A 25,392-nucleotide genomic window follows, 5' to 3' on the forward strand; every position below is an offset into this window, starting at 1 on the left:
TTAAGGGTGAAGGGCCCTACGGGGGGGAGCTTGGGGGAAGCGCCGGGGTCCTGTGGGGGAAGCACAGGGATCGACGGGGGAAGAACGGGAATCGACGGGGGATTCCCGGGGGAATGGGGGATCGGGTCGGTCGGCCGCTGTCACGGGGAGCGACCGACCGACCCGAACACATGCCCCCTCTCCCCCGGTTCGCCTCCGTCCCGGTTCGCCTCCGTCCCGGTTCGCCTCCGTCCCGGTTCTCATCGCGGACGTCTCAGAAGCGTCCCGAGCCCCGGTACAGCTCCAGTTCGCCCTCCAGTTCCACCGCGAGCACCGTGGCGTGCGGGTCGAGGTCGGACCCGGCCGGGGGGTCGATCCACAGCACGCCGACGGCCTCGTGCAGCCCGCCGACCACACGGTGGGCCAGTTCCGTTCCGGTGCCGAGCACCGTGACCCTGCCGACCGGCGTGACCAGACCCCGCACACCGATCTCGGAGCGCGGGATGTCGAACAGCGTGAGGTAGAGCGTGCGGCGGTCGGCGGACAGGGTGCTCGGCCCGTAGTGGTGCCCGGCCGGGAGCCCCCGCACCGTCCCGTACACGGCCTGCGCATGCTTGCGGATCCACTCGCCCAGCCCTTCGAGGCGCTCGACCTGCGGCTGCGGGATGGTGCCGTCCTCCATCGGGCCGACGTCGAGCAGCAGATTGCCGCCGCCCCCGATGGTCTCCGTGAAGTAGCGGACCAGCTGGGTGAGCGACTTGTGGTTCTGGTCGTGGTGCCGGTACCCCCACGAGTCGTTGATGGTGAGGCACAACTCCCAGGGCCCGGCCGGGGGTTCGATGGGCGCGCCCTGTTCGGGGGTGGCGTAGTCGCCCTCGCTGAGCATGCGCGCGTTGAAGACGACGTCCGGGGAGTACGAGCGGATCAGCGCGGCGAGTTCCTTGATGCGCCACTGCTCCTCGCTGCGGTCCCACTCGCCGTCGAACCACATGAGGTCGGGCTGGTAGCGGGAGGCCAACTCGGTGATCTGGCCGTCCCGGTAGGCGATGAACCGCTCCCAGGCCACCAGGTCCTCGTCCTCGGCCGAGCACTCGGAGTAGCGGTTGTCCTCCATCTCCGGTGGGCGGCCCGGCTTGCGGGTGGTGGCGTAGTCGGGGTGGTTCCAGTCGGAGTGGGAGTAGTAGAAGCCGACCTTGAGACCCTGCTCGCGCAGGGCGTCGGCGTAGCCGGTGAGGTAGTCGCGGCCCAGGTTGAGGTTCCCGTACGCGGTGTCCCACAGGGCGACGCCGTCGTGGTGGCGGCTGGTGAGGACGGCGTACCTGGCGCCCGCCCGGGCGAACAGGTCGGCCCAGGCGCGCGGGTCGTAGTGGGCGCCGGTGAAGCGGTCGAGCTGGGACATGTACTGGTCGTGTGGCACGATGTCGTCGTAGAACGACCAGGACTCCTGGACGCCGTCGACGGCATAGATCCCCCAGTGGACGAAGATCCCCAACTTGGCGTCGGTGAACCAGGGTTGCATGGGCACGGCTGAACTCCTCCGCAGAGCAGGGCACTTCGGGCCGGAAGCGGGCCCGCGCGGTGTGGCGTGGCGCGGGCCCGCCCCCGAGGGGCCGTTGCTAACGGCCGGTGGCGGCGCGTTCCAGACGGAGCGTCAGGATCTGGAAGGGACGCAGGACGACGTCGACGGCGCCGTCGGCGCCGAGGGTCGCCGGCTCCAGGGGCCGCTCCAGCAGGTCGGTGATCTGCGCGCCCGCGAGCGGGAAGCCCGTGCGCAGGGCGCCGGCGGCCCGGCCGCCGCGGGACTCGTAGAGCCGGACGACGACGTCACCGGACTCGTCGTCGGCGAGCTTCACCGCCTCGACGGTGATGCCGTCGCCGGCCACCGAGACGACCGGCTCGGGCGCGCCCGCCGCGTCCGTCACGCGCAGCGGAAGGTTGAGGGCGTAGCCCTCGGCGACCGCGTCCTCGATGCTCGCGCCGGGGAGCAGCGCGTAGGTGAAGCGGTGCCGGCCCTGGTCGGCCTCGGGGTCGGGCACGCGCGGGGCGCGGACCAGGCTCAGGGCGACCGTGGTCGTCGTACCGCCGTCCTCGCGGACCGTGCGCGAGACGTCGTGGCCGTAGGTCGAGTCGTTGATGACCGCGACGCCGTAGCCGGGCTCGCCGATGTGCACCCAGCGGTGGCCGGAGACCTCGAAGCGGGCCGCCTCCCAGCTGGTGTTGGTGTGGGTGGGGCGCTGGATGTGACCGAACTGGATCTCGGCGGAGGAGTGCGGCGCCCGGACGTCGACCGGGAAGGCAGCCTTGAGGATCTTCTCCGCCTCGTGCCAGTCGATGTCGGTCTCGAAGTCGATGCGGGGGCTGCCGGCCCGGAGGGTGATCGTCTGGGTGACGGTCGAGCCCTTGCCGAAGGAGCGGGTGACCCGGATCGCGCCGACGAGCGGGTCCTCCTCCACGACCGTCACTGCGTCCGGCTCCAGCAGGTCGGTGTAGCGGTTCTTGTAATGCTTGTCGATGTCCCAGGCGTCCCAGTAGTTCGGGAGGTCGGTGTGCAGGCGCAGCAGGTTGCCCGGGTCGGCGAGGACTTCGCGGTTCGCCCGCAGATCGTAGACGGAGGACAGGGTGCCGTCTTCCGCGACCTGTACCCGGACCAGGCCGTTGTCGAGGATGCGTCCGGCGACCGTCACCGGCTGCGGGCCCTCGGCGGCGGCCGGGCCGGCCAGCGGGGCGCTGCCGCTCGCGGGCACCTCGACGTACGCCGGGGCGCCCTCGGGCGTGCGGACCACCTCGGCGCGGGCGTACGGGCTGGTGTTGAAGACGCGGGCGTCGCCGCCGCCCAACGCAGCCACCGCCTCCGCGGTCAGCGCCTCCAACTCCTCGGCGACGCGGGCGTATTCGGCCTCCGCCTCGCGGTGCACCCAGGCGATGGAGGAGCCGGGCAGGATGTCGTGGAACTGGTGCAGCAGGACCGTCTTCCACAGCCGGTCGAGCTTGTCGTACGGGTAGGCGTAGCCCGGCGCGTGCAGTGCGGCCGTCGTCGCCCACAGCTCCGCCTCGCGCAGCTTGTGTTCACTGCGCCGGTTGCCCTGCTTGGTGCGGGCCTGGGTGGTGTAGGTGGCGCGGTGCAGCTCCAGGTAGAGCTCGCCGACCCAGACCGGGGCGTCCGGGTACTCGGCGCGGGCCTTGGCGAAGAACGCGTCGGGGTGCTCGACGACGACCTTCGGCGACCCTTCCAGGTCGGCCAGCCTGCGTGCCCGTTCCATGATCTCGCGGGTGGGGCCGCCACCGCCGTCGCCCCAGCCGAAGGGGGCCAGGGAGCGTGAACCGCCGCCCTTCTCCGCGTAGTTGCGGACGGCGCGGTCCATCTCCTCGCCGCTGAACCGGGCGTTGTAGGTGTCGACGGGCGGGAAGTGCGTGAAGATGCGGGTGCCGTCGATGCCCTCCCACCAGAAGGTGTGGTGGGGGAACTTGTTGGTCTGGTTCCAGGAGATCTTCTGGGTGAGGAACCACTCGTTGCCGGCGAGCTTGGCGAGCTGCGGGTAGGCGGCGTTGTAGCCGAAGGAGTCCGGCAGCCAGACGCCCTTGGTCTCGATGCCGAAGTGCTCGATGAAGAACCGCTTGCCGTGCACGAGTTGGCGGGCGATGGCCTCGCCGCCGGGCAGGTTGCCGTCGGACTCGACCCACATGCCGCCGACCGGCGCCCACTGGCCCTTCTTCACCGATTCCTGGATCCGCGCCCACACCTGCGGGTAGTTGTCGCGCACCCACTCGTACTGCTGGGCCTGCGAGCAGGCGAAGATGAAGTCGTCGTACTCCTCGGCGAGCGAGGTGACGTTGGAGAAGGTGCGGGAGGTCTTGCGCTTCGTCTCCCGGATCGGCCACAGCCAGGCGGAGTCGATGTGCGCGTGGCCGACGCCGGAGATGGTGTGGGCGCTGGCGTGCGCGGGGCGGGCGAGGACGGGCGCGAGGACCTCGCGGACGGCGGCGGCGCTGCCGGAGATGTCGTCCAGGTCGAGGGCGTCCATGGCGCGGTCCAGGGCGTGCATGATCTCGTGGCGGCGCGGCTCGTGCTCGCCGAGGTGGACCATGAGCTCGCGCAGCACCTGGAGGTCGAGGTCGAGGTGCCAGACCTGCTCGTCGAGGACGGCGATGTCGGCGCGGCGGAAGGTGTACAGGGGACGGTCGCCCGCCGTCAGCACATCGCCCAGCGGGGTCGGGCCCGCGAAGTCGTTCGCCAGGATGTCCGGGTTGGAGGCCGCCTCCACCAGGTAGTCGACGGTCTCCCCGCCCGTCGCCGGGTTGCCGATCGGCACGTACTGGTTGAGCGGGTTGACCGCCTTCAGCGGGGTCCCGTCGGTGCGGTGGACGAGGGCCTCGGCCTGGTTGCCGGGCCAGTCGCCCACGAAGCCGAGGTCGATGACGGCCTCGACGCGCTTTCCGGCCCACTCGGCGGGCACCTGGCCGCGCATCCGGAACCAGGTGGTGCCCCAGGGCGGGCCCCAGGGGGTGTCCATCGCGAAGGGCTCGTAGGCGGCGGCCGCGGCCTCGGCGAAGGGGACCGGCTCCCCCGGCGCCTGCCAGGCCTCGACCTCGAAGGGCACGGTGGCCGCGTAGATCGCGGGCTTGACGCGCTGGTTGTGGACGCGCTCGACGCGCTCCTCGATGCGGCGGCGTTCGTCATGCATGGGGAATCTCCAGAGAGGGACCACAAAGGGCGGGGAAGGCGGTGGGGCCCGGGGCCTGGGGCTGGGCGGAGCAGAAGATTGGAAAGCGCTTTCCGTCGGGCGCCTACTTAAGGTACGCCAGCCCGGGGTGGACGTCGGTGTAGCCCTCGACCAGCCGGCGGGCCACGTTCACCGAGTCCACCAGCGGGTGCAGCGCGAATGCCTTCACGGCCGTCGTGCGGGAGCCGGACTCGGCGGCCGCGAGCACCTCGCGCTCGACGCCCTTCACCGCGCAGACCAGCCCGGTGGCGTGTTCGGGCAGCGGGGCCACGGCGACCGGGTGCGCGCCGTTGGCGTCGACGAGGCAGGGCACCTCGATGACGGCGTCGGTGTCGAGCACCGAGAGGGTGCCCTGGTTGCGGACGTTGAGGATCAGGGTCGTGCGCTCGTCCCGGGCGATGGCCCGCATCAGGGCGAGGGCGACCTTCTCGTAGCCGCCGGAGAGGTCGTCGGCGTCGCGTTCGCCGGCGCCGGCCGTCTCCCGGTTCTCGGCCATGTAGGTGGCCTCGCGCTCGGCGCGGGTGCGGTCCCAGGCGGTCAGGGCCGCCGCGTCGGGGCGCTTCATCTCCTCGTAGAAGCGGGCCTGCTGGTCGGCGAGGAAGGCGCCGCGGGTCTTCTCGGCCTGCTGGTAGGCGCGGACGGCTTCCCGGTTGAAGTAGTAGTAGTGCAGGTACTCGTTGGGGATCGCGCCGAGGGACTGCAGCCAGTCGACGCCGAAGAGCTTGCCCTCCTCGAAGGAGCCGAGCAGGTCGGGGTCCGCGAGCAGCCGCGGGAGTTCGTCGCGTCCGGCGACGCGCAGACCGCGGACCCAGCCGAGGTGGTTGAGACCGACGTAGTCGATCCACGCCTCCTTCGGGTCCGCGCCGAGGACGCGGGCGATCCGGCGACCGAGGCCGACCGGCGAGTCGCAGATGCCGATGACGCGGTCGCCGAGGTGGCGGGACATGGCCTCGGTGACCAGGCCGGCCGGGTTGGTGAAGTTGATGACCCAGGCGTCGGGGGCCAGCCGGGCCACCCGCCGGGCGATGTCGACGGCGACGGGGACCGTGCGCAGGCCGTAGGCGATGCCGCCGGCGCCGACCGTCTCCTGGCCGAGGACGCCCTCCGCGAGAGCCACCCGCTCGTCGTGGGCGCGGCCTTCGAGGCCGCCGACGCGGATCGCGGAGAAGATGAAGTCGGCGCCGCGCAGGGCCTCGTCGAGGTCGGTGGTGGCGGTCACCTTCGGGGCGTCGGGGACGCGGGCCGCCTGCTCCTCCAGCACACGGGCGACCGCATACAGCCGGCTGTCGTCCAGATCGTGCAGAACGACTTCCGTGACCCGCCCCTCGGCGCGGTCCGTCAGCAGCGCCCCGTAGACGAGCGGCACCCGGAACCCGCCGCCGCCCAGAATCGTCAGTTTCACGCTCGCACCTTTCCTGCCACGACCACCTCGACGCCCGCCTCCTCGAAGGAGGACCGGGTCACCGGGTCGACCGGCGTGTCCGTCACCACCACGTCCAGGTCCTCGGGACCGCAGACCTTCGCCATGCCCGTACCCGGGAACTTCGCCGAGTCGGCGAGCAGGACGACCTTGTCACCGGCCTTGATCATGGCCCGTTTCACCGGCACCTCGACGACCGTCGTGTCCATCACCTGCCCGGCCGGGCGCACTCCACTGGTGCCGAGGAAGAGCCAGTCGGCGTGCAGCTGGCGCAGATTGTCCTCGGTGAGGAAGCCGACCAGGGAGCGGTACTCGCGGCGGACCATGCCGCCGAGCAGCACCAGCTCGATGCCCTCGTCGTCGGCGAGCTCCTCGTAGACCACCAGGTTGGAGGTGATCACCGTCAGTCGGCGGCCGTGCAGCTGGCGGGCCAGGCGGTAGGCGGTGGTGCCGATGTCGAGGAGCACCGACTGGCCGTCCGCGACCATCGCCGCGGCGTGCGCGGCTATGGCGTCCTTCTCGGCCACGCGCACCTCGGCGACCTCGGCGAAGGGCTGGTCGCCCTCCTCCGCGACGGCGCCGCCGTGCACCCGGGTGAGCAGGCCGTCCTCCTCGAGTTTGACCAGGTCACGCCTGATCGTGGCGGGGCTCACACCCAGCTGCTCGGAGAGATCGGTCACGGCCGCGGGACCACCGGAGCGCAGGGCCCGCAGGATGAGTTGATGTCGTCGTTCTGCCAGCACAGCGTGAACACTACTCGTCATCTTCAATCAAATCCATGCTCACTTCTGCTGAGGTATTGACCAATGTCCCGGAGGGGCGCACGATTCCGGTCACCGAATTGAAGAGTTTTGACGAGAGGATGCGCGGTGGACGACGACCGGCCCGAGGTGCTGCTCACCGGGCTGCTCTTCTACGACCTCGTCCTCACGGGGCTCGGCAGGCCGCCGACGCCCGGCGAGGAGATCTGGACGGCGGGCATGGGCTGCGGCCCCGGCGGCATCGCCAACCTCGCGGTGGCCGCGTCCCGCTTCGGCCTGCGCACCTCGCTGGCCACGGTCTTCGGCGACGACTTCTACGGCGCCCACTGCCAGGAGGTCCTGGCCGGGCAGGAGGGCGTCGACCTCGCCCTGTCCCGCGTGGCGGACGGCTGGCACACCCCCGTGACCGTCGCCCTCGCCTACGGCCACGACCGGGCCCTGGTCACCCACGGCCAGGAGCCGCCGTACTCGCAGGACCAGCTGATGGGCGACCCGCCCGAGGCGCGCACGGCTCTCGTGCACCTGGAGGCCGAACCGCGCGCCTGGCTCGCCAAGGCGGCCGCGGGAGGCACGCAGATCTACGCCGACGTCGGCTGGGACCCCACCCAGCAGTGGTCCACCGACCTCCTCGACCAGCTCGCCCTGTGCCACGCCTTCCTCCCCAACGAGACCGAGGCTATGGCGTACACCCGCACCGACAGCGCGGTCGCCGCGCTCGGCACGCTCGCGGAGCTGGTGCCCGTCGCCGTGGTCACCCGGGGCGCCGAGGGCGCCCTCGCGGTCGACCAGATGACCGGGGAGTACGCCGGAGTCCCCGCCCTCGCCGTCGACGTCCTGGACGCGACGGGCGCCGGGGACGTGTTCGGCGCGAGCTTCGTCGCGGCCTCCCTGGGCGGCTGGCCGCTGGAGGAGCGGCTGCTGTTCGCCGTCCTGTCCGCCGGGCTCTCGGTGCGGCGCCACGGCGGGGCCCTCGCCGCCCCCGGCTGGTACGGCATCGACCGCTGGTGGCGCTCGGTGACCGACCCCGAGCTGAAGCGGACGTACGGCTTCCTCGCCGACCGCATCCCGGCGGACGTGGGCCCGGCCGTGCACTACGCGCCGGTCACCCCGCCCGTCCGGCTCTGACCCCGCCCGCCCCCGAACACGACACCCCCCTCAACGCGTGCCCTTCCCATGGCACATCGTCTGCGAAGACGCGAACAGATCCGAAAGGCGGTGGGAGCTGTGCGGCTCTCCCGTAGAGGCCTGCTGCGAGCGAGCCTGGCCGGTTCGGCCGTCACGGCGCTCGGCGGCCTGGCGTCCGGCTGCGCCGTTCCGACCGGTTCGACCGGCCGGAACATGGTCCTGTGGTACTGGGACGGCGGCCTCGGCGACACGGTCGTCAAGAACGCCAGGGCCCGATACGACACCTCGGTCGACCTCCAGGCCATCAAGATCGGCGGTTACTACCGGTCGAAGCTGATCACGACGATGGCCGGCCGCGCCCACATCCCCGACATCGCGGGCCTGAAGGGCGAGGACATGGCGTCCTACCTGCCCAACGCCGACCAGTTCGTGGACCTGCGCACGCTCGGCGCGGACAAGTACAGATCCCAGTACCTGCCCTGGAAGTGGGAGCAGGGCATCGCCGACGACGGCACGATGATCGGCTTCCCGATCGACTGCGGGCCGGTCGGGCACTTCTACCAGTACGCCGTCTTCCAGAAGGCGGGGCTGCCCTACGAGCCCGCCGACGTGTCGAGGGAGCTCAACACCTGGGAGAAGTTCTTCGCGGCGGGCGAGCAGCTCAGGAAGCGGATCCCGGGGACCTCGCTGCTCACCGACGTCAACAGCGTCTACGACAACGTGGTGAACCAGGGCAGCAAGCGTTACGTCGACAAGGACCGCCACTTCATCGGCGACCAGGAACACGTGCGCGACGCCTGGGCGCTCGCCGTCGAGGCGAAACGGCGCAAGATCGTGTCGAACCTCGTCACCGGCACCCCGGACCAGCTGTCGGCGGTGGAGGACGGCAAGCTGCCGAGCCAGCTGGGCGCCTCCTGGGCCACCAGCGACCTCAAGAACGGCGTGCCGAAGACGAAGGGCCGGTGGCGGGTGGCCGACATGCCCGTGCGGCCCGCCAACAACGGCGGCTCGTTCCTGTCGATCACCAAGGCGTGCCGGGAGCCCGAGCAGGCCTTCCAGATCATCAGCTGGATGCTCGACGCGGGCAACCAGGCGCAGGGCTTCGTCGACGCGGGCCTCTTCCCCTCCACCCCCGCCTCGTACGGCGCGGCGCAACTGCGCGAGCCCGACCCGTTCTTCGGCGGCCAGGTCACGATGGACGTCTTCGGGCCCGCCGCGCAGAAGATCGTCGTCGCCTACAACAGCCCGTTCGACATCGCGCTCGGGCAGCCCATCAAGGACGAGATCAAGAACGTCGGCGTCCTCGGCAAGGACCCGAAGCAGGCCTGGAGTGACGCCATGAGCAAATGCCGGCGGATCGCGAAGCACCTGGGGGTGAGCTACTGATGGCCACCCTCCCCGCGCTGGAGAAGCCCCCGGCGGTCGTCGCGGAGACCCCCGTGACACAGCCCCGGAAAGGTTTCCGCAAGCACTGGCACCTCTATGCCGCGATCTCCCCTTTCTACCTGCTGTTCCTCTGTTTCGGCCTGATCCCCGTCGGCTTCTCGCTCTACCTGTCCTTCCACCGCTGGGACGGCCTCGGCTCGATGGAGTGGGCGGGTCTGTCGCAGTACCAGTACCTGCTGAGCGACTCCGAGTTCTGGAGCTCGATCGGGACCACGATCGTGATCTGGGCGCTGGCCACCTTCCCCATGATCTTCCTGGCGATGGTGACGGCCGTGATGCTCAACTCGGCAGTCCGGTTCAAGAACCTCTACCGCGTTGCCTACTTCCTGCCGAACGTCACCTCGGTCGTGGCGATCGCGATCATCTTCGGTTCGGTCTTCTCCACCAACTTCGGTCTCGTCAACGCGTTCCTGCAGGCCATCGGTTTCGACCAGATCGCCTGGCTGAACACCCCCTGGGGCATCAAGATCGCCATCGCGACGCTGATGACCTGGCAGTGGACCGGTTACAACGCGATCATCTTCCTCGCCGGGCTCCAGACCATCCCGGGCGAGCTGTACGAGGCGGCGCGGATGGACGGCGCGGGCCCCGTGCAGACGTTCTTCCGGATCACGCTGCCGATGATGCGTCCGGTGCTGCTGTTCGTGCTCGTCGTGTCGACGGTCACCGGTCTGCAGAGCTTCTCCGAACCCCAGGTCCTGCTGCAGAACACCTCGAACGACTCGACGTTCTCGGGCGGTCCGGGCCACGCCGGCCGGACCATGGTCCTCTACTTCTTCCAGCAGACCTTCGACAACAACGACTTCGGCTACGGCGCCGCCGTGGCGTGGGGCATCTTCCTCGTCGTCGTCCTCTTCTCGATCATCAACTGGCGTCTGGTGCAGCGCCGGGGCGAAGACTAGGAGGCCCGCTCACCATGACATCCATCGAAGAAACCCGGCCCCGGCGTACCCAGCGGATCGACGGGTCGCTGCGCAGAGGGCTGGCGCTGCACACGAGCCTCGTCCTCGGCGTCCTGCTCTCGGCCTTCCCGTTCTACTGGGCCGTGATCATGTCGACGCACACGTCGTCGGAGATCTTCTCCTACCCGCCCAAGCTGCTGCCGGGCACGCACTTCCTGGAAAACGTCCGCAACCTCTTCGACAACATCGACTTCTTCGGCTCGATGTTCAACTCGCTGCTGGTCGCGGGTTCGGTGACGTTCCTGGTCCTGTTCTTCGACTCGCTGGCGGCCTTCGTCTTCGCCAAGTTCGAGTTCCCGGGCAAGCGGCTGCTGTTCGTGCTGCTCATGTTCATCTTCATGGTCCCGGCACAGCTCCAGGCGATCCCCCAGTTCGTGATCATGGCGAAGCTCGGCTGGATCGGCTCGATGACGGCGCTGATCGTGCCGGCGGCCGCCAACGCGTTCGGCATCTTCTGGATGCGCCAGTACATGACGGGCGCGATCCACGACGAACTCCTCGACGCCTCCCGCATCGACGGCGCGAACTTCCTGCGCCAGTACTGGCACGTGGCCCTCCCGGTGGTCCGGCCGGGCCTGGCGTTCCTCGGCATCTTCACCTTCATGGGCCAGTGGAACGACTACGCCTGGCCCCTGATCGCCCTCACCAACCCGGACAACGTGACCCTCCAGGTCGCCCTGTCCCAGCTCAACGGCACCCACGGCACCACGGACTACGGAATGGTCATGACCGGCGCACTGCTCGCCCTCGTCCCGCTGCTGATCGTGTTCGCGATCGGCGCCCGCCAGATGATCGGGGACCTCGCCAAGGGAGCGATCAAGTGAGCGACCACGTGACGGACCCGCTGCTGGCGCTGCGCCCGTGGGAGGCGCCCGAGGTGACCTCCTGGCAGCGGCTGCCCATGAACGCCGTCGACCGGCGCACCGGAGCACACTCCCTGGACGGCGACTGGCGCTTTCGGTTGCTGCCCGCTCCGGACGCGCCGGTCGACGGTCCCTGGTCGACGGCGACCGTGCCCGGCGTATGGACCATGCAGGGCACGGACGACCTTCCGCAGTACCTGAACATCCGTATGCCGTACGCGGAATTCCCTCCGCTGTCGCCGGCCGACAATCCCACCGGGGTGTACGAACGGGAGATCGACGTCCCCGCGGAGTGGGCCGGACGCCGGATCGTGCTCCAGGTCGGGGCCGCCGAGAGCGTGCTGCTGGTGCACGTGGACGGGCGGCCCGTCGGCGTCTCCAAGGACTCCCATCTGGCGGCCGAGTTCGACCTGTCGGGCGTCGTGCGCCCCGGCGGGCGGTCCGTGCTGCGGCTGACGGTCGTCAAATGGTCGGACGCCTCGCACATCGAGGACCAGGACCACTGGTGGCACGGCGGGATCACCCGCTCGGTGCTGCTGTACGCCACCGACCCGCTGCACCTGGCCGACGTGACCGTGCGGGCGGCGCAGGACGGTGCGCTGCGCGTCGACTGCCAGGTGCGGGACGCCGGCGGCGGGGCGCTGCCCGAGGGCTGGTACGTCAGCGGGGACCTGGACGGGCTGCCGGTGGCGCAGGACGCCGCGTTCGACCTGGCCAACGCCGAGGACGAGCGCGTCTCCGACTTCCTCGGCGAGACACGCCTCACCGCACGCGTGCCCGAGGTGCGCACCTGGACGGCCGAGACGCCCGAGCTGTACGGCCTGACGGTCCGGCTGCACCGCGCCGACGGCACGGTCGCCGACACCTCCCGGCACCGCGTCGGCTTCCGGGATGTCGAGATCGTCGGCCGGGACCTGCTGGTCAACGGCGAGCGGATCTTCGTCCGGGGCGTCAACCGGCACGACTTCCACCCGCTGACGGGGCGGACGGCGTCGTACGACGACATGCGCGCGGACCTGGTCCTGCTCAAGCGTTTCGGCTTCAACGCGATCCGCACCGCGCACTATCCCAACGACCCGACGCTGTACGACCTCGCCGACGAAATCGGTTTCTACGTCGTCGACGAGGCGGACATCGAGTCGCACGACCACGCCCACGAGATCGCCGACGACCCGCGCTATCTGAACGCCTTCGTCGACCGGGTCTCCCGCATGGTGCTGCGGGACAAGAACCATCCGTCGGTCATCATCTGGTCGCTGGGCAACGAGTCCGACTACGGCGCGAACCACGACGCGGCCGCGGGCTGGGTGCGCCGGCACGATCCGACCCGGCCGCTGCAGTACGAGGGGGCCGCCAAGCGCGGCTGGGCGGATCCGGAGCTCGCCTCCGACATCGCCTGCCCGATGTACGCGCCGCTGGAGGACTGCGTGGCGCACGCGCTGTCCGGGCAGCAGACCAAGCCGCTCATCCAGTGCGAGTACTCCCACGCGATGGGCAACAGCAACGGCACGCTGGCCGACCACTGGGCCGCCATCGAGGCAACCCCGGGTCTTCAGGGCGGGTTCATCTGGGAGTTCTGGGACCACGGAATCCTTCAGTCCGTGAACGACGGAAGACCGGTCGGGCGTGGGGGCGCCGGGCTCTACGACAACGGTGTCGCCGCGCCCGGGTACCGCTGGGCGTACGGCGGCGACTTCGGCGAGAAGGACCACGACGGCGCGTTCATCGCCGACGGCGTCGTCTTCCCGGACCGCACTCCGAAGCCGGTGATGTACGAACACCGTGAGCTCGCCGCGCCCCTGCGGCTCCAGGGCTTCCGGCACGAGGGCCTGGTCCTCTCCAACCACCAGCACTTCCGCGGCCTGGAGTGGCTCGCCGGCGAGTGGGAGCTGTCGCTCGCCCACGGCGGGACGCTCACCGCGACGGCCGAACTGCCCGACCTGCGGCCGGGCGAGACGGCCGTGGTGCCGCTGCCGTTCGCGCTGCCCGAGGACGGCGGCGAGGCGTGGCTGACGCTGCGGGTGACGACGGCGGAGGACCTGCCGTGGGCGCCGCGCGGCACGCAGGTGTGCGCACCGCAGGTGCAGCTCCGAGCGGCCGCGCCGGCCGAGGAACCGGTGGGATCCGGTCGGGTCGAGATCGACGCCGACGGACTCCTCGTCCACCCTCTGCTGACCGCCGCGCCCACGCTGTCGCTGTGGCGGGCGCCCACCGACAACGACGAGCTGGGCGGGATGGCGCTGCGCTGGCGGACGTGGGGCCTGGACTCCCTCGTGCGCAAGCTGCTCTCGGTCCACCAGGAGGGCGACGGGGTGACCGTGCTCTCCGAGTACGCCGGGACCACCGGCGTCGTCCGGCACCGGCAGGTGTTCACGCCGATGGAGGGCGGGGTGCGGATCGACGAACAGGCCGAGCTGCCCGAGGAGTTCGACGACGTGGCGCGGGTCGGCTCGGTCTTCGAGACAGTCGCGGGGCTGGAGCTGCTGGAGTGGTTCGGGCAGGGCCCGTGGGAGTCGTACCCGGACCGCAGCGGTGGCGCGCCGGTGGGCCATCACTCCGTCCCCGTCGACGAGTTGTTCACGCCCTACCTGCGTCCGCAGGAGAGCGGGGGCCGGCACGGGGTGCGGCGCTTCACGCTCTCGGCGGCGGACGCCACGGGCCTCGCCGTCACGTTGGACGAGCCGCGCCAGGTCTCCGTCACGCGGTACCGCGCCGAGGACCTGACCGCCGTCTCCCACCATGACGAACTCGTCCCGCGCGCCGGCTGCGTGGTGCACCTCGACGCGGCGCACCGCGGCCTCGGCACGGCGTCGTGCGGCCCCGACACCTTGCCCTCCTACCTCGTCGCACCGGGCGTCCACCGCTGGAGCTGGACCCTGCGCGTTCTCTGAACTCCCTCTCCCAGCAACGGACTTCCCTACGGAGCACACATGTGTACTTCGCATGCCCACGATTGCGGCGAGGCCGCGCAGGCCGGCGCCGGAAGACGCGGCTTCCTCCGCGCCACGGCGCTGCTCGGCGCCGCCGCCACGGCCGGCATCGCCCTGCCGGCCACCGCCGAGGCCGCCTCCGTCGAGGCGGCCTCCGCCGAGACCTGGCGTCCCGACCCCGACAGCCGCCGCTTCACGCTCGCCGTCATGCCCGACACGCAGTACCTCTTCGACGGCCCGAGCATCGACAAGGCGCCGGTCGAGGCGTCGCTGCGCTACCTGCTGGAGCACGGCAAGGACGAGAACATCGTGTTCCTGTCCCACCTGGGCGACCTCACCCAGAACGGGACGAAGGACGAAGTCACCGCGATCAGCGAGGCGTTCGGGCTGCTCGACCGGCGCGGGGTCGGCTACAGCGTGCTGGCCGGCAACCACGACGTGAAGTCGTCGACGACCGACCAGCGCGGCGCGACCGCCTACCTGGACGCCTTCGGTCCCCAGCGCTTCCGGGGGAAGTCCACGTTCGGCGGGGCCTCCCCCGACGGCTACAACACGTACCACCTGTTCCGGGCGGCGGGCCGGGAGTGGATGGTGCTGGCGCTGGACTGGCGGCTGTCGGACCAGGGCTACGCCTGGGCCGCCGACGTGCTCGCCAAGCACCCGAAGACTCCGGTCGTCCTGACCACGCACGAACTGGTGGTCGAGGACGACTCCCTCTCGGCGTACGGGCAGCAGCTGTGGGACCGGCTGATCGAGGACCACGACCAGATCTTCCTCACCCTCAACGGGCACTACTGGCCGGCCGGCCGGGCGACGCGCAAGAACGCGGCGGGACATGACGTCCACCTGCACCTGACGAACTATCAGAACCGTTACTTCGGCGGTGCGGCGATGATCCGCCTCTACCGCTTCGACCTCGACCGCAACGTCATCGACGTGGAGACCGTCTCCCCGTGGATCCTGGGCCGGGCCGCGAAGGGGCTCAACGAGCTGGAGCGGCAGGAGATCGAACTGAGCGGCGACGCCGACCGGTTCTCCGTCGACATCGACTTCACCGAGCGCTTCTCCGGCTTCGCCCCCGTGCCGGCCCGGGCCGCGCGTCCCGCCTCCAAGGTCGTCGTCCCGGGCACGGTCGCCTACTGGCGCTTCGACGGGCACGCCGACGCCACGACCGTGTCCGGCGCGGTCCGTGACCTGTCCGGCCGCGGCAACGACCTCACCGTCGTCGCGGTCGGCGGCGGCACGCTCGGCTGGTCGTCCGACCACCACCCCGACCAACCCGGGCACGGCAGCCTGGAGTTCCAGGGATTCAAGTCCCCGCTGAAGGGGGCGTACCTGCGCACGGTCGACGGCGCGCCGCTCAACTCGGCCACGTTCAAGTCCGGTTACACCATCGAGGCGTTCTACCGCCTTCCGGCCGACTGGGACCCTTCGCACCACGCATGGTCGGGACTGGTCAGCCGGACGGGGACGGGCGGGGCGGCGGGCAAGACCGGCGACGACCCCGACGAGCCGCTGGCCACCCTCTCCCTCTCCAACGACCGGGAACCGCAGTGGGCGATGCGCCCGCTGAACCAGGAGGGCATCGCCACCAACTGGGGGCAGGAGACGCCGCTGGAGACCTGGTGGCACCTCGCGGTCGTCAACGACGGCCGGCACACCACGCTGTACGTCGAGGGCTGCCCGGTCGTGCGCAACCCGAAGGCGACGTCCGTCGGCATCGCCTCCGTCGGGCTGCCCTGGCTGCTCGGCGGCTACGAGTACGGAGGCAGGATCGACCAGATCCTGCACGGCCGCCTGGGCGACGTGCGCATCGTCGATCGGGCGCTGCCCGTGACCTCCTTCATGAACCACTGACGCCCTCGAAGAGGACACCGAAGAATCATGACCGAGCAGCAACTGCCCGTCTGGGCCGACCCCTCCGTCTCCCCCACAGCTCTCGACGCCCAAGGCGTGTCGAGACGTCAACTCCTTCGCCGCGCCGGACTGTTCGGCGCAGCGTTCGCCCTGGGCGGGGCGGCTGCCCCGGCCGCCGCCGCCGCCGGCCAGGGCTACGGCGGCGAGGACCCGCGTCTCGCCTACCTCGTCGGCGACCACCACGTGCACTCCGTGTACAGCCACGACGCGAAGTACACCTTCTCCCAGCAGGCACGGGCCGCCGCCCGGTACGGGCTCGACTGGATGGTCTTCAACGAGCACTCCAACTTCGGGCACGCCCACTACGGCGCCGCCATGGAGCACCAGGAGATCCTCAAGGCCCGCGCCGAGAACCCGCGGCAGCTGATCTTCCAGGGCCTGGAGTGGTACATCCCGGCCGCCGAGCACTGCACGGTGTTCGCCGCGCCCGGCCCGCACGAGGTCGACCTGCTCACGCAGTTCGAGCTCGCCTACGACGGCAAGCTGCTCGGGTACACCGAGGGCTCCGCCGGCGCGGCCGACACCGCCCGCAACGAGGCGCACGCCGTCAAGGCGATCAAGTGGCTGGCCGAGCAGCGCCGTTCGGGCTACGTCGACGACGTCCTCGTCCTGGCCAACCACCCGCTGCGTCTCGGCATCGACTCCCCGCACGAGATGCGGGGCTGGCGCGACGCGGCGCCCGAGATCATGATCGGCATGGAGGGCGCGCCCGGCGCTCAGGGCGCGGCACTCCCCGGCTGGCGCGGCAGCACGTCCATCCGCGGCGAGTACGAGAACAAGCCGTCCGCGCAGTCCTGGGCGGGCTACCCGGCGGACGCCTACCTCACGTACGGCGGCTTCGACTGGGCGACGGCGACCGTCGGCGGTCTGTGGGACTCGATGCTGGCCGAAGGCCGGCTGTTCTCGATCACCACCAACTCCGACAACCACCGCACCGTCTTCGACACCTGGAAGAACGGCGACTGGCCGGCCGGGCAGAACTTCGACAACACCGGCAGGCTGCCCGACCCGGTGAACACCGACACCCCCCAGCCGGGCAGCGACTTCTGGCCGGGCCAGTTCAGCCGCACCCACGTGGGCGTCACCCGGTACGGCTACCGGGCGGTGATGACGGGGCTGCGCGAGGGCCGCGTCTGGCTCGACCACGGGCATCTGCTCGACGGGCTCGAGGTCCGGCTGCGCCGGGAGCACAGCAGCGGCCGGGGCGTCACGCTCGGCGGCCGGCTGCGGGTCCGCAGGGGCGAGAAGCTGACCCTGAACATCACCGTCACCACCGCTTCCCGGCCCAACCCCCAGGGAATCCTGCCGGAGTTGGCGCACCTGGACGTGGTCCGGGGCGCGGTGCGCGGCACGGTGTCCGACCGCGACACGTGGCAGGCGCCCGACACGAAGGTCGCCCACACGACGGAGGTGAGCGGCCGCAAGGGCACGTACACCCTGCGCGTCCCGCTCACCGTGGGCGAGGAGTCCTTCTACGTCCGCCTGCGCGGCAGCGACGGCAACCGGAACGGAACCGGTTACCTGGGTGCTTCCGTGGACCCCCACGGCCCGATCCCCCACGAGCCGGGCAACGGCGACCCGTGGGCCGACACCTGGTTCTACGCCAACCCGATCTTCGTCGACGTCGTCAGCTGAAGCGCCCCAAAAGGGGCGCGGGGAGCTGTTTTAAGGGGCGCGGGGAACTGCGCGACCAGCCACAACCGGTCCGCAGTCTCCCCACGGCACAAGCCCCTACGGCGCTGAACGGCTGAAGCGGCGCAGCCTCACGCGTAGAAACGCGACAGACTCTGCAGCACCGCCGCAGGCTTCGCGCCGCCCTCGATCTCGATCGCCCCGTCGACGGTGATCTGCACCCCGCCCGGCACGTCCTCGACCTCGGTCAGCTTCCCGACCAGCCGAATCCGCGAGCCGACCTTCACCGGCGAGGGGAAGCGGACCTTGTTCAGCCCGTAGTTGACCTTGGTCGTGACGCCCTGGACGTCCAGCAGCTCGGTGAACAGCGGGATGAAGAGAGAAAGAGTCAGGTAACCGTGGGCGATCGGCGCCCCGAAGGGTCCGGCGGCGGCCCGCTCGGGGTCCACGTGGATCCACTGGTGGTCCCCGGTCGCGTCGGCGAACGTGTCGATGCGCTCCTGGGTGACCTCGATCCACTCACTGGTGCCCAGGTCGCTGCCGGCCAGCTTCTTCAGCTCGTCCAGGCCGTTGACGGTGATGCTCATATGCTGTTCCTCACAAGGGAGTTGTTCAGGAGGTGGAGCCGTAGCGCGTGCGCACCCGGGCTTTGAGGAGCTTGCCGGAGGCCGTGCGCGGAAGTTCGTCCGCGATCACCACCGACTTGGGGACCTTGTACTTGGCGAGCCGCCCCGCCAGAGACGCGAGCACCTCGTCGGGATCCAGCGAAGCGCCCTCGCGGGGCACGACGACCGCGCGCGGCACCTCGCCCCACTTGTCGTCGGACACGCCGATGACCGCGCACTCGACGATGTCGGGGTGGGCGAGGAGCAGGTCCTCGATCTCGGCGGGGTAGATGTTCTCCCCACCCGAGATGATCATGTCCTTGATGCGGTCGACGATGTGCACATAGCCGTCTTCGTCGACCCGGGCCGCGTCCCCGCTGCGGAACCAGCCGTCGGCGAAGGAGGCGGCCGTCTCCTCGGGCAGTCCCCAGTAGCCGGGCATGACGTGCGGCCCGCGGACGACGACCTCGCCGGTCTCGCCGACGTCGACCGGGCTGAGGTCGGGGCGCAGGACGCGTACGTCGCTGAAGAAGTGCGGGACGCCGGCCGAGCCCGCCTTGCTGATCGAGTGCTCGGCGTCCAGGAACAGCGTCCCGGGTGAGGCCTCGGTCATGCCGTAGCCCTGCAGGAAGGTGAGTCCGCGTTCCTGGTAGGCGGCGATCAGCGGCGTCGACACCGGGGAGCCGCCGCAGGTCAGGATCCGCAGGGAGGACAGATCGGCGTCCGCCCAGCGCGGGTGCCGGGCCACCTGTTCGAACATCGTCGGCACCCCGAACATGAAGGTGATCCGGTGCCGTGCGATCAGGTCGAAGGTGGCGTCCGGGTCGAAGGCCTCGACCAGGACGCAGCAGCCGCCCTTGAGGAGCACCGGCAGGGTCAGCATGTTCAGGCCGGCCGTGTGGAACAACGGCGCGGAGACCAGGGCGCGTTCGTCGGCGATCAGGTCGCTGTCGACGAGGACGTTGATCGCGTTCCAGGTGAGGTTGCCGTGGGTGAGCATGGCGCCCTTGGGGCGGCCGGTCGTGCCCGAGGTGTACATGATGATGCAGGTGTCGTCGGGGGTGACCGGTGTGTCGATCGGCTCGTCGGAGGCGGCGGCGAGCGCCTCCTCGTATTCGGCGCCGACCTCGACGTAGGTCCGCACGTCCGTGTTCCCGGGCAGTCCGGCGACCAGGCCGGCGTGCGTGGGGCCGTAGACGAGGGCCTTGGCGCCGGAGTCGGCGAGCTGGTAGGCGATCTCGGGGCCGGCGAGGCGGGTGTTCAGGGGGACGAACACCGCGCCGAGGGTTCCGGCGGCGAACAGGGTCTCCAGGTAGGAGGGGTGGTTCGGGCCGAGGTAGGCGATGCGGTCGCCGCGCCGCACGCCCCGGGCGCGCAGGGCGTGGGCCAGGCGCCTGGTGCGTGCGTACAGCGTGCGATAGTCCGTCGACTCCTCACCGTGGACCAGGGCGGTGCGGTGCGGGGTCTTACGGGCCCGGCGTGCGGGCCACGACCCCAGTCCCTCGTTGCGCATCTTCCACGCCCCTTACGGTGTGGTCAGCCCGAGGAGCCGGGCGGCGTTCTCCTTGAGGATCTTCGGCTTCACCTCGTCCTTGATCGTCAGCTTGTCGAAGTCGGCGAGCCAGCGGTCGGGGGTGAGGACGGGGAAGTCGGAGCCGAAGAGGACCTTGTCCTTCAGCAGCGTGTTGGCGTACTGCACGAGCTGCGGCGGGAAGTACTTCGGCGACCAGCCGGACAGGTCGATGTGCACGCCCGGCTTGTGGGTGGCGACGGCCAGGGCCTCGTCCTGCCAGGGGAAGGACGGATGCGCCAGGATGATCTTGAGATGCGGGAAGTCGGCGGCGACGTCGTCCACGTGCAGCGGGTTGGAGTACTTCAGCCGGATCCCGCCGCCGCCCGGCACGCCGGCCCCGATGCCGGTCTGGCCGGTGTGGAACAGCGCGATGGTCCCGGTCTCCTCGATCACCTCGTAGAGGTCGTACGCGACCGAGCGGTCGTTGGGGAAGAAGCCCTGGATGCTGGGGTGGAACTTGAAGCCCTTCACCCCGTACTCCTCGACCAGGCGGCGGGCCTGCCGCACGCCCGCCTTGCCGCGGAAGGGGTCGATGGAGGCGAACGGGATGAGGACGTCCGCGTTGGCGGCGGCGGCCTCGGCGACCTCCTCGTTCGGGACGGGCGCGGTGCCGGTCGCGGACTCGGCGTCCACCGTGAAGATCACGGCGGCCATCTTCCGCTCCCGGTAGTAGGCGGCCGTCTCCTCCAGGGTCGGCTTCCGCTTGCCCTCCACCTTGAAGTAGGCGGAGGAGGCGTCGTGCAGATCGTCGTCGAGCGAGGAGTGGCCCTTGGAGGACACCTCCGCGTGGGTGTGGACGTCGATCGCGACGAGTTCCTCGACGTCGATGGTCGCCATGGTCAGGCCTCCGGGAACTTCGGGGCGGGGATGCCGACGCTCTGCAGCTCGGCGCCGACCGAGGCGGGGAAGACGTCGGCCAGGGTCTCGGGGGTCCAGCCGCCGTCGGCGTAGGCCGCGCGGATCTCCTGCGGATGCGACCAGAGTGCCACCTTGTCGCCGCCGATGCCGATGGCCTGGCCGGTGATGGACCGGGCGGCCTCGGAGGCCAGGAAGGGCACGAGGGCCGCGCAGTCCTCGGGGGTGCCGAAGCCCTCGCCCTTGCGCAGGAAGTCCGGGAACGGCTCGCCGTTCTTCAGCGCCTCGACGTAGGGGGCGAAGGCGGGGATGGTCTCGGTCATCGCGGTGGCGGCGACCGGCACGATCGCGTTGACGGTGATGCTCGCGCGGCCCAGTTCCATGGACCAGGTGCGGGCGAACGCGGCGATGCCGGCCTTGGCGGCGGCGTAGTTCGTCTGACCGAAGTTGCCGCGCTGGCCGGCCGGGGAGCCGACCAGGATCAGCGTGCCGCCCTCGCCCTGCTCGCGCATCCGCACGGCGGCGGCGCGGGCGCAGGTGAACGTGCCCTTGAGGTGGGTGGCGATCACCGCGTCGAAGTCATCGTCGGTCATCTTCCACAGCACCTTGTCGCGCAGGATGCCCGCGTTGGTGACCAGGACGTCGAGCCGCCCGAACTCCTCCACGGCCCGGTTCACCAGCCGCTCGGCGGCCTCGGTCGTGCCGACCGGGACGACCTCGGCGACGGCCCTGCCGCCGGCCTCGACGATGGACTTCACGGCCTGCTCTGCGACCGCCTCGTCGACGTCGTTGACGACCACGGCGGCGCCGTGGGCGGCGAGGGCGTGCGCATAGGCGAGGCCGAGGCCCCGGCCGCTGCCGGTGACGACGGCGACCTTGCCGGTGAGATCGATGCTGGGCACGACGGTGTCCCTTCACATGGGTGCACATGCGTGCACATGGGTTCGCGTGGGGTGCGGCTTCGCGTCGCATGGAGTGCGACTTCGAGATCGAAGCTAAGAGCAATAATTGTTGTCGTCAATAGTTGTTGTCGACCTATGGGGTGCGTCATGCTGGAATCAGTACGACGAACCACCCCCGGAACACCCCCGGAACACGACGAACCGCCCCCGGAAGGGGACCGAGCCCAGGGAGCCCGCCATCGCCCGCCAGGACAACGCAGTGAACGCCGCCCCGATCGACGCGGACGAGCCGTGGATGCGCGAGCTGCACGCGGACACCGGCTATCTGCTCTACCGCCTGGGGCTGCGCTCGGGTCAGTTGTTCAACACGTTCCTCCAGGAGTCGGGGCTGCGCCTGCGCCACTACGCGGTGCTGCGCTTCCTCGCCACCGCCGAGGGCGCCCTCCAGCGCGAGCTCAGCACCCGGCTCGGCTACGACCCCAGCGCGATCGTCGGCCTGGTCGACGACCTGGAGCGGCTGGGCTTCGCCGAGCGCCGCCCGGCCCCGGACGACCGCCGCAGCCGGATCGTCGTCCTCACCGAGGACGGCCGCGCCTTCCTGCGCGGCACCGACGAGGCGGGCCTGCGGGTGACGAACGAACTGCTGGACCCCCTCGACCCCGCCGACCGCGACGCCCTGCACACGCTGCTGCTGCGGATCGCCGGGGACGGACTCGCCTGACGCAGTGAGGAGGAGCTGATGGACCGGGGCGCCCTCGCCATGACCTCCCGTTCCGCGCCGGACCGGCTGCTGGCCGTGCTCGCCGCCTTCGACCACACGCATGCCGCGCTGTCGCTGACCGACATCAGCCGCCGCGCCGGACTCACCCTCACCACCGCGCACCGACTGGTGGGCGCGCTGACGGAATGGGGCGCCCTGGAGCGGGACGCGTCCGGCGTGTACCACGTGGGGCTGCGGCTGTGGGAGATCGCGGCGCTGGCCCCGCGCGGTCTGGTGCTGCGTCAGGTCGCGCTGCCCTACCTGGAGGACCTGTACGAAGCCACGCACGAGAACGTGCAGTTGGCGGTGCGGGACGGGTCCGAGGTCGTCTACACCGAGTGGCTGTCGGGGCGTTCGGCGGTCGGCGTGCACATCCGGGTGGGCGCCCGCTGGCCGCTGCACGTCACCGGCGTCGGGCTCGCGCTGCTCGCGCACGCCGATCTGGAACTCCAAGAGGCCTACTGCGCCCGGCCATTGGCGTCCTACACGGCACACACCGTCACAGATCCGGGCCAGTTGCGCCGGATGCTGGCCGAAGTACGGCGCACGGGCGTTGCGGTGAGCAGCCGTCAGGTCACCGAGGACGCCCTGTCGGTGGCCGCTCCGGTACGCGGTCCGGGCGGCGCGGTGGTGGCGGCCGTGTCGGTCGTCGTGCCGCACGCAGACGCGGCCGTCCCGGTGCTGGCGCCTGCGGTGCGGCTCGCGGCGCGCGGGATCTCGCGGGCCCTGGGCTGGCAGCCGGAGGGCCGGCCCGGGTGAGCCGGCCGTCGGGACTGGCGGCCGCGGGTTCTCCCGGCGAGAATGCCCACCCATGATCGAGATCGGTTCACCGGGCCCGGAAGATCGCGCCGCCTGGGAAGTGCTGGCGCGCGGCTACAAGAAGTTCTACCGCACGGACGTGCCCGACGAAGGGTACGAGGCGATGTGGCGACGGCTGCGCGACGGCGGCGAGGTGCACGCCCTCGGCGCCCGGGCCGACGGGAAGCTGGTGGGCATCGCGCACTACCTGTTCCACGCCACGGCCTGGACGGCGGACAGCTGCTATCTCCAGGACCTCTACGTCGACGAGGCGGCGCGCGGCCGGGGCGTGGCCCGGGCGCTGATCGAGCGGGTCGCCGAGGCGGCACGCGAGCGGGGCGCCGTCCGTCTGTACTGGAGCACCCAGGAGGGCAACACCACCGCCCGCGCCCTGTACGACAAGGTGGCGGGCTTCAACGGGTTCATCCGCTACGACTACCCGCTCACGTGACTTTCGCCCACGGCTGTAGGCGGGTTTGGGCGGTTCAAAGCGTGAACTTCCCTGCGGTGAAAGGACTTTCCTTGTTTTAAGTCTTGACGGCCTCCGGGACGGAGAGCACATTGGGCCCACTTTGAGAGCGCTCTCAGACTGCTCTGAGAGCGCTCTCGAAGTCACCCGCGCACCTCCCCCCGTACCCGAGAGGCACCCCCATGAGTGCAACCTCCGGCATACCCAGACGGCGACGCGCGCTCGTCGCCGTGCTCAGCACGCTCGGGCTGGCGGCCGCAGCGGCGGCGGCCGTCACCCTGCCCGCGAACGCCTCCGCGCCCACGCCCCCGTCCGGCTGGACGCAGGTCTTCCTCGACGACTTCACCGGGGCGGCCGGCACCGGCGTCAACACCTCCAACTGGCAGTACAGCACCGGGACTTCGTATCCCGGCGGGCCGGCCAACTGGGGCACCGGCGAGGTCGAGACGATGACCGACAGCACCAACAACGTCTCGCTCGACGGCAACGGCAACCTGCGCATCACCCCGCTGCGCGACTCGGCCGGCAACTGGACGTCGGGCCGCATCGAGACCAAGCGCACCGACTTCCAGCCGCCGTCCGGCGGCAAGCTGCGGGTCGAGGCCCGACTGCAGATGCCCAACGTGACCGGCACCGCCGCCGAGGGCTACTGGCCCGCGTTCTGGACGCTCGGCGCGCCGTACCGGGGCAACTACCAGAACTGGCCGGGCGTCGGCGAGCTGGACATCATGGAGAACGTCCAGGGCCTGAACAAGGTGTGGGCGACGATGCACTGCGGCACCAACCCGGGCGGCCCGTGCAACGAGACCACCGGCATCGGCAACTCCGTCGCGTGTCCGAACACCACCTGCCAGTCCGGTTTCCACACCTACGCGATGGAGTGGGACCGCTCGGTGGCTCCGGAGGCGATCCGCTTCTACGTCGACGGCGTCAACTACCACACGGTCACCGCGAACCAGGTGGACGCGACGACCTGGACCAACGCCACCAACCACGGCTACTTCGTCATCCTGAACGTCGCGATGGGCGGCGCGTTCCCGGACGCCTTCGGCGGCGGCCTGGACGGCGCGACCGAGCCTGGCCACCCGATGGTGGTGGACTACGTGCAGGTGCTCCAGGCCGCGGGCAGCGGCGGCGGGACCAGCACCCCGCCGCCGTCCGGCGGCCGGGACGCCTACGGCACGATCCAGGCCGAGTCCTATGACAGCCAGTCGGGCACGGCCACCGAGACCACGACCGACACCGGCGGCGGCCAGGACATCGGCTCCCTCGCGAACGGCGACTGGGCGCTGTTCAAGGGCGTCACCTTCGGTTCCACGGCGGCGACCCAGTTCAACGCGCGGGTCGCGAGCGGTGCGGCCGGCGGGGTGAGCGGGCTGGTCGAGGTGCGCCTCGACAGCCGTACGGCCACGCCCGTCGGCAGCTTCTCGGTGGCCAACACCGGTGGCTGGCAGACCTGGCGGACGATCCCCGCGAACATCAGCTCCGTCACCGGCACCCACGACGTCTATCTGACCTTCACCAGCGGCCAGCCGGCGGACTTCGTGAACGTCAACTGGTTCGCCTTCGGTCACTGAGCAACTCCCCCGGCGACGCTGGACGGTTGACCTTCACGCATACGTCAACCTCTGGCGTCGCCGCCATGCCGGCGTCGGCGACCGCCCCCGCTGCACG

19 protein-coding genes are annotated in these 25,392 nt (G+C 70.6%); 11 read left to right on the forward strand and 8 right to left on the reverse strand.

What is annotated here, in order from left to right; translation table 11 throughout:
* Positions 1 to 253: 253 nt before the first annotated feature.
* From ACIBAF_RS25165 to ACIBAF_RS25180, 4 genes are all read right to left on the reverse strand, one after another.
* Positions 254 to 1,504, reverse strand: coding sequence for an alpha-L-fucosidase (locus ACIBAF_RS25165; RefSeq protein ID WP_399465844.1), 1,251 nt, complete (start codon positions 1,502 to 1,504; stop codon positions 254 to 256).
* A 91-nt stretch (positions 1,505 to 1,595) separates the two neighbouring features.
* Complete coding sequence (locus ACIBAF_RS25170; RefSeq protein WP_399465846.1) at positions 1,596 to 4,661, reverse strand: alpha-mannosidase; 3,066 nt, start codon at positions 4,659 to 4,661, stop codon at positions 1,596 to 1,598.
* A 103-nt stretch (positions 4,662 to 4,764) separates the two neighbouring features.
* Positions 4,765 to 6,102, reverse strand: a complete 1,338-nt coding sequence (locus ACIBAF_RS25175) for a 6-phospho-beta-glucosidase (RefSeq protein ID WP_399465847.1) — start codon at positions 6,100 to 6,102, stop codon at positions 4,765 to 4,767.
* Positions 6,099 to 6,863, reverse strand: coding sequence for a DeoR/GlpR family DNA-binding transcription regulator (locus ACIBAF_RS25180; RefSeq protein WP_399466000.1), 765 nt, complete (start codon positions 6,861 to 6,863; stop codon positions 6,099 to 6,101). Before ACIBAF_RS25180 ends, ACIBAF_RS25175 begins: the two co-directional genes overlap by 4 nt.
* A 126-nt stretch (positions 6,864 to 6,989) precedes the next feature.
* Between ACIBAF_RS25180 and ACIBAF_RS25185 the strand changes: the two genes are divergently transcribed.
* The 7 genes from ACIBAF_RS25185 to ACIBAF_RS25215 all read left to right on the forward strand — a co-directional run bounded on the left by ACIBAF_RS25185 (position 6,990) and on the right by ACIBAF_RS25215 (position 17,759).
* Positions 6,990 to 8,006, forward strand: coding sequence for a carbohydrate kinase family protein (locus tag ACIBAF_RS25185; protein ID WP_399465849.1), 1,017 nt, complete (start codon positions 6,990 to 6,992; stop codon positions 8,004 to 8,006).
* A 99-nt stretch (positions 8,007 to 8,105) separates the two neighbouring features.
* The gene (locus tag ACIBAF_RS25190) at positions 8,106 to 9,392 is read left to right on the forward strand and encodes an ABC transporter substrate-binding protein (RefSeq protein ID WP_399465850.1); all 1,287 of its coding nucleotides are present in this window, start codon (positions 8,106 to 8,108) and stop codon (positions 9,390 to 9,392) included.
* The gene (locus ACIBAF_RS25195; protein ID WP_399465851.1) at positions 9,392 to 10,354 is read left to right on the forward strand and encodes a carbohydrate ABC transporter permease; all 963 of its coding nucleotides are present in this window, start codon (positions 9,392 to 9,394) and stop codon (positions 10,352 to 10,354) included. The genes ACIBAF_RS25190 and ACIBAF_RS25195 overlap by 1 nt, the downstream gene beginning before the upstream one ends.
* 14 nt (positions 10,355 to 10,368) lie before the next feature.
* Positions 10,369 to 11,238 carry a carbohydrate ABC transporter permease gene (locus ACIBAF_RS25200; protein WP_399465853.1) on the forward strand — a complete coding sequence of 290 codons (870 nt, stop codon included), beginning with the start codon at positions 10,369 to 10,371 and terminating at the stop codon, positions 11,236 to 11,238.
* Between the two features lie 8 nt (positions 11,239 to 11,246).
* Positions 11,247 to 14,168 (forward strand): glycoside hydrolase family 2 TIM barrel-domain containing protein, encoded by a 2,922-nt coding sequence (locus ACIBAF_RS25205; protein WP_399466002.1) that lies wholly within the window; start codon positions 11,247 to 11,249, stop codon positions 14,166 to 14,168.
* Positions 14,169 to 14,207: 39 nt separating this feature from the next.
* Positions 14,208 to 16,064 carry a LamG-like jellyroll fold domain-containing protein gene (locus tag ACIBAF_RS25210; RefSeq protein ID WP_399465855.1) on the forward strand — a complete coding sequence of 619 codons (1,857 nt, stop codon included), beginning with the start codon at positions 14,208 to 14,210 and terminating at the stop codon, positions 16,062 to 16,064.
* Between the two features lie 27 nt (positions 16,065 to 16,091).
* Positions 16,092 to 17,759, forward strand: a complete 1,668-nt coding sequence (locus ACIBAF_RS25215; protein WP_399465857.1) for a histidinol-phosphatase — start codon at positions 16,092 to 16,094, stop codon at positions 17,757 to 17,759.
* Between the two features lie 128 nt (positions 17,760 to 17,887).
* On the opposite strand, the gene ACIBAF_RS25220 is transcribed toward ACIBAF_RS25215, so the two are convergent.
* From ACIBAF_RS25220 to ACIBAF_RS25235, 4 genes are read right to left on the reverse strand one after another with little or no spacing between them, the layout of a single operon-like run.
* Positions 17,888 to 18,343 (reverse strand): MaoC family dehydratase, encoded by a 456-nt coding sequence (locus ACIBAF_RS25220; protein WP_399465858.1) that lies wholly within the window; start codon positions 18,341 to 18,343, stop codon positions 17,888 to 17,890.
* A gap of 25 nt (positions 18,344 to 18,368) precedes the next feature.
* Positions 18,369 to 19,874, reverse strand: coding sequence for a long-chain fatty acid--CoA ligase (locus ACIBAF_RS25225; RefSeq protein WP_399465859.1), 1,506 nt, complete (start codon positions 19,872 to 19,874; stop codon positions 18,369 to 18,371).
* A gap of 12 nt (positions 19,875 to 19,886) precedes the next feature.
* The gene (locus tag ACIBAF_RS25230; RefSeq protein ID WP_399466004.1) at positions 19,887 to 20,762 is read right to left on the reverse strand and encodes an amidohydrolase family protein; all 876 of its coding nucleotides are present in this window, start codon (positions 20,760 to 20,762) and stop codon (positions 19,887 to 19,889) included.
* A gap of 11 nt (positions 20,763 to 20,773) precedes the next feature.
* Positions 20,774 to 21,691 carry an SDR family NAD(P)-dependent oxidoreductase gene (locus ACIBAF_RS25235; RefSeq protein ID WP_399465860.1) on the reverse strand — a complete coding sequence of 306 codons (918 nt, stop codon included), beginning with the start codon at positions 21,689 to 21,691 and terminating at the stop codon, positions 20,774 to 20,776.
* A gap of 259 nt (positions 21,692 to 21,950) precedes the next feature.
* On the opposite strand from ACIBAF_RS25235, the gene ACIBAF_RS25240 reads away from it, so the two are divergent.
* The 4 genes from ACIBAF_RS25240 (at position 21,951) to ACIBAF_RS25255 (ending at position 25,295) form a co-directional block, all read left to right on the forward strand.
* Positions 21,951 to 22,412 (forward strand): MarR family winged helix-turn-helix transcriptional regulator, encoded by a 462-nt coding sequence (locus tag ACIBAF_RS25240; RefSeq protein WP_399465862.1) that lies wholly within the window; start codon positions 21,951 to 21,953, stop codon positions 22,410 to 22,412.
* A 39-nt stretch (positions 22,413 to 22,451) separates the two neighbouring features.
* Positions 22,452 to 23,210 (forward strand): IclR family transcriptional regulator, encoded by a 759-nt coding sequence (locus ACIBAF_RS25245; protein ID WP_399466006.1) that lies wholly within the window; start codon positions 22,452 to 22,454, stop codon positions 23,208 to 23,210.
* 52 nt (positions 23,211 to 23,262) lie between these two features.
* Entirely contained in the window at positions 23,263 to 23,700 is a 438-nt protein-coding gene (locus ACIBAF_RS25250; RefSeq protein ID WP_399465863.1) for a GNAT family N-acetyltransferase, read from the forward strand.
* Between the two features lie 200 nt (positions 23,701 to 23,900).
* Positions 23,901 to 25,295 carry a glycoside hydrolase family 16 protein gene (locus tag ACIBAF_RS25255; protein ID WP_399465864.1) on the forward strand — a complete coding sequence of 465 codons (1,395 nt, stop codon included), beginning with the start codon at positions 23,901 to 23,903 and terminating at the stop codon, positions 25,293 to 25,295.
* The last annotated feature ends 97 nt before the right edge of the window (positions 25,296 to 25,392 follow it).

The sequence above is a fragment of the Streptomyces sp. NPDC051677 genome, from assembly GCF_044453465.1.
GTDB lineage: Bacteria > Actinomycetota > Actinomycetes > Streptomycetales > Streptomycetaceae > Streptomyces.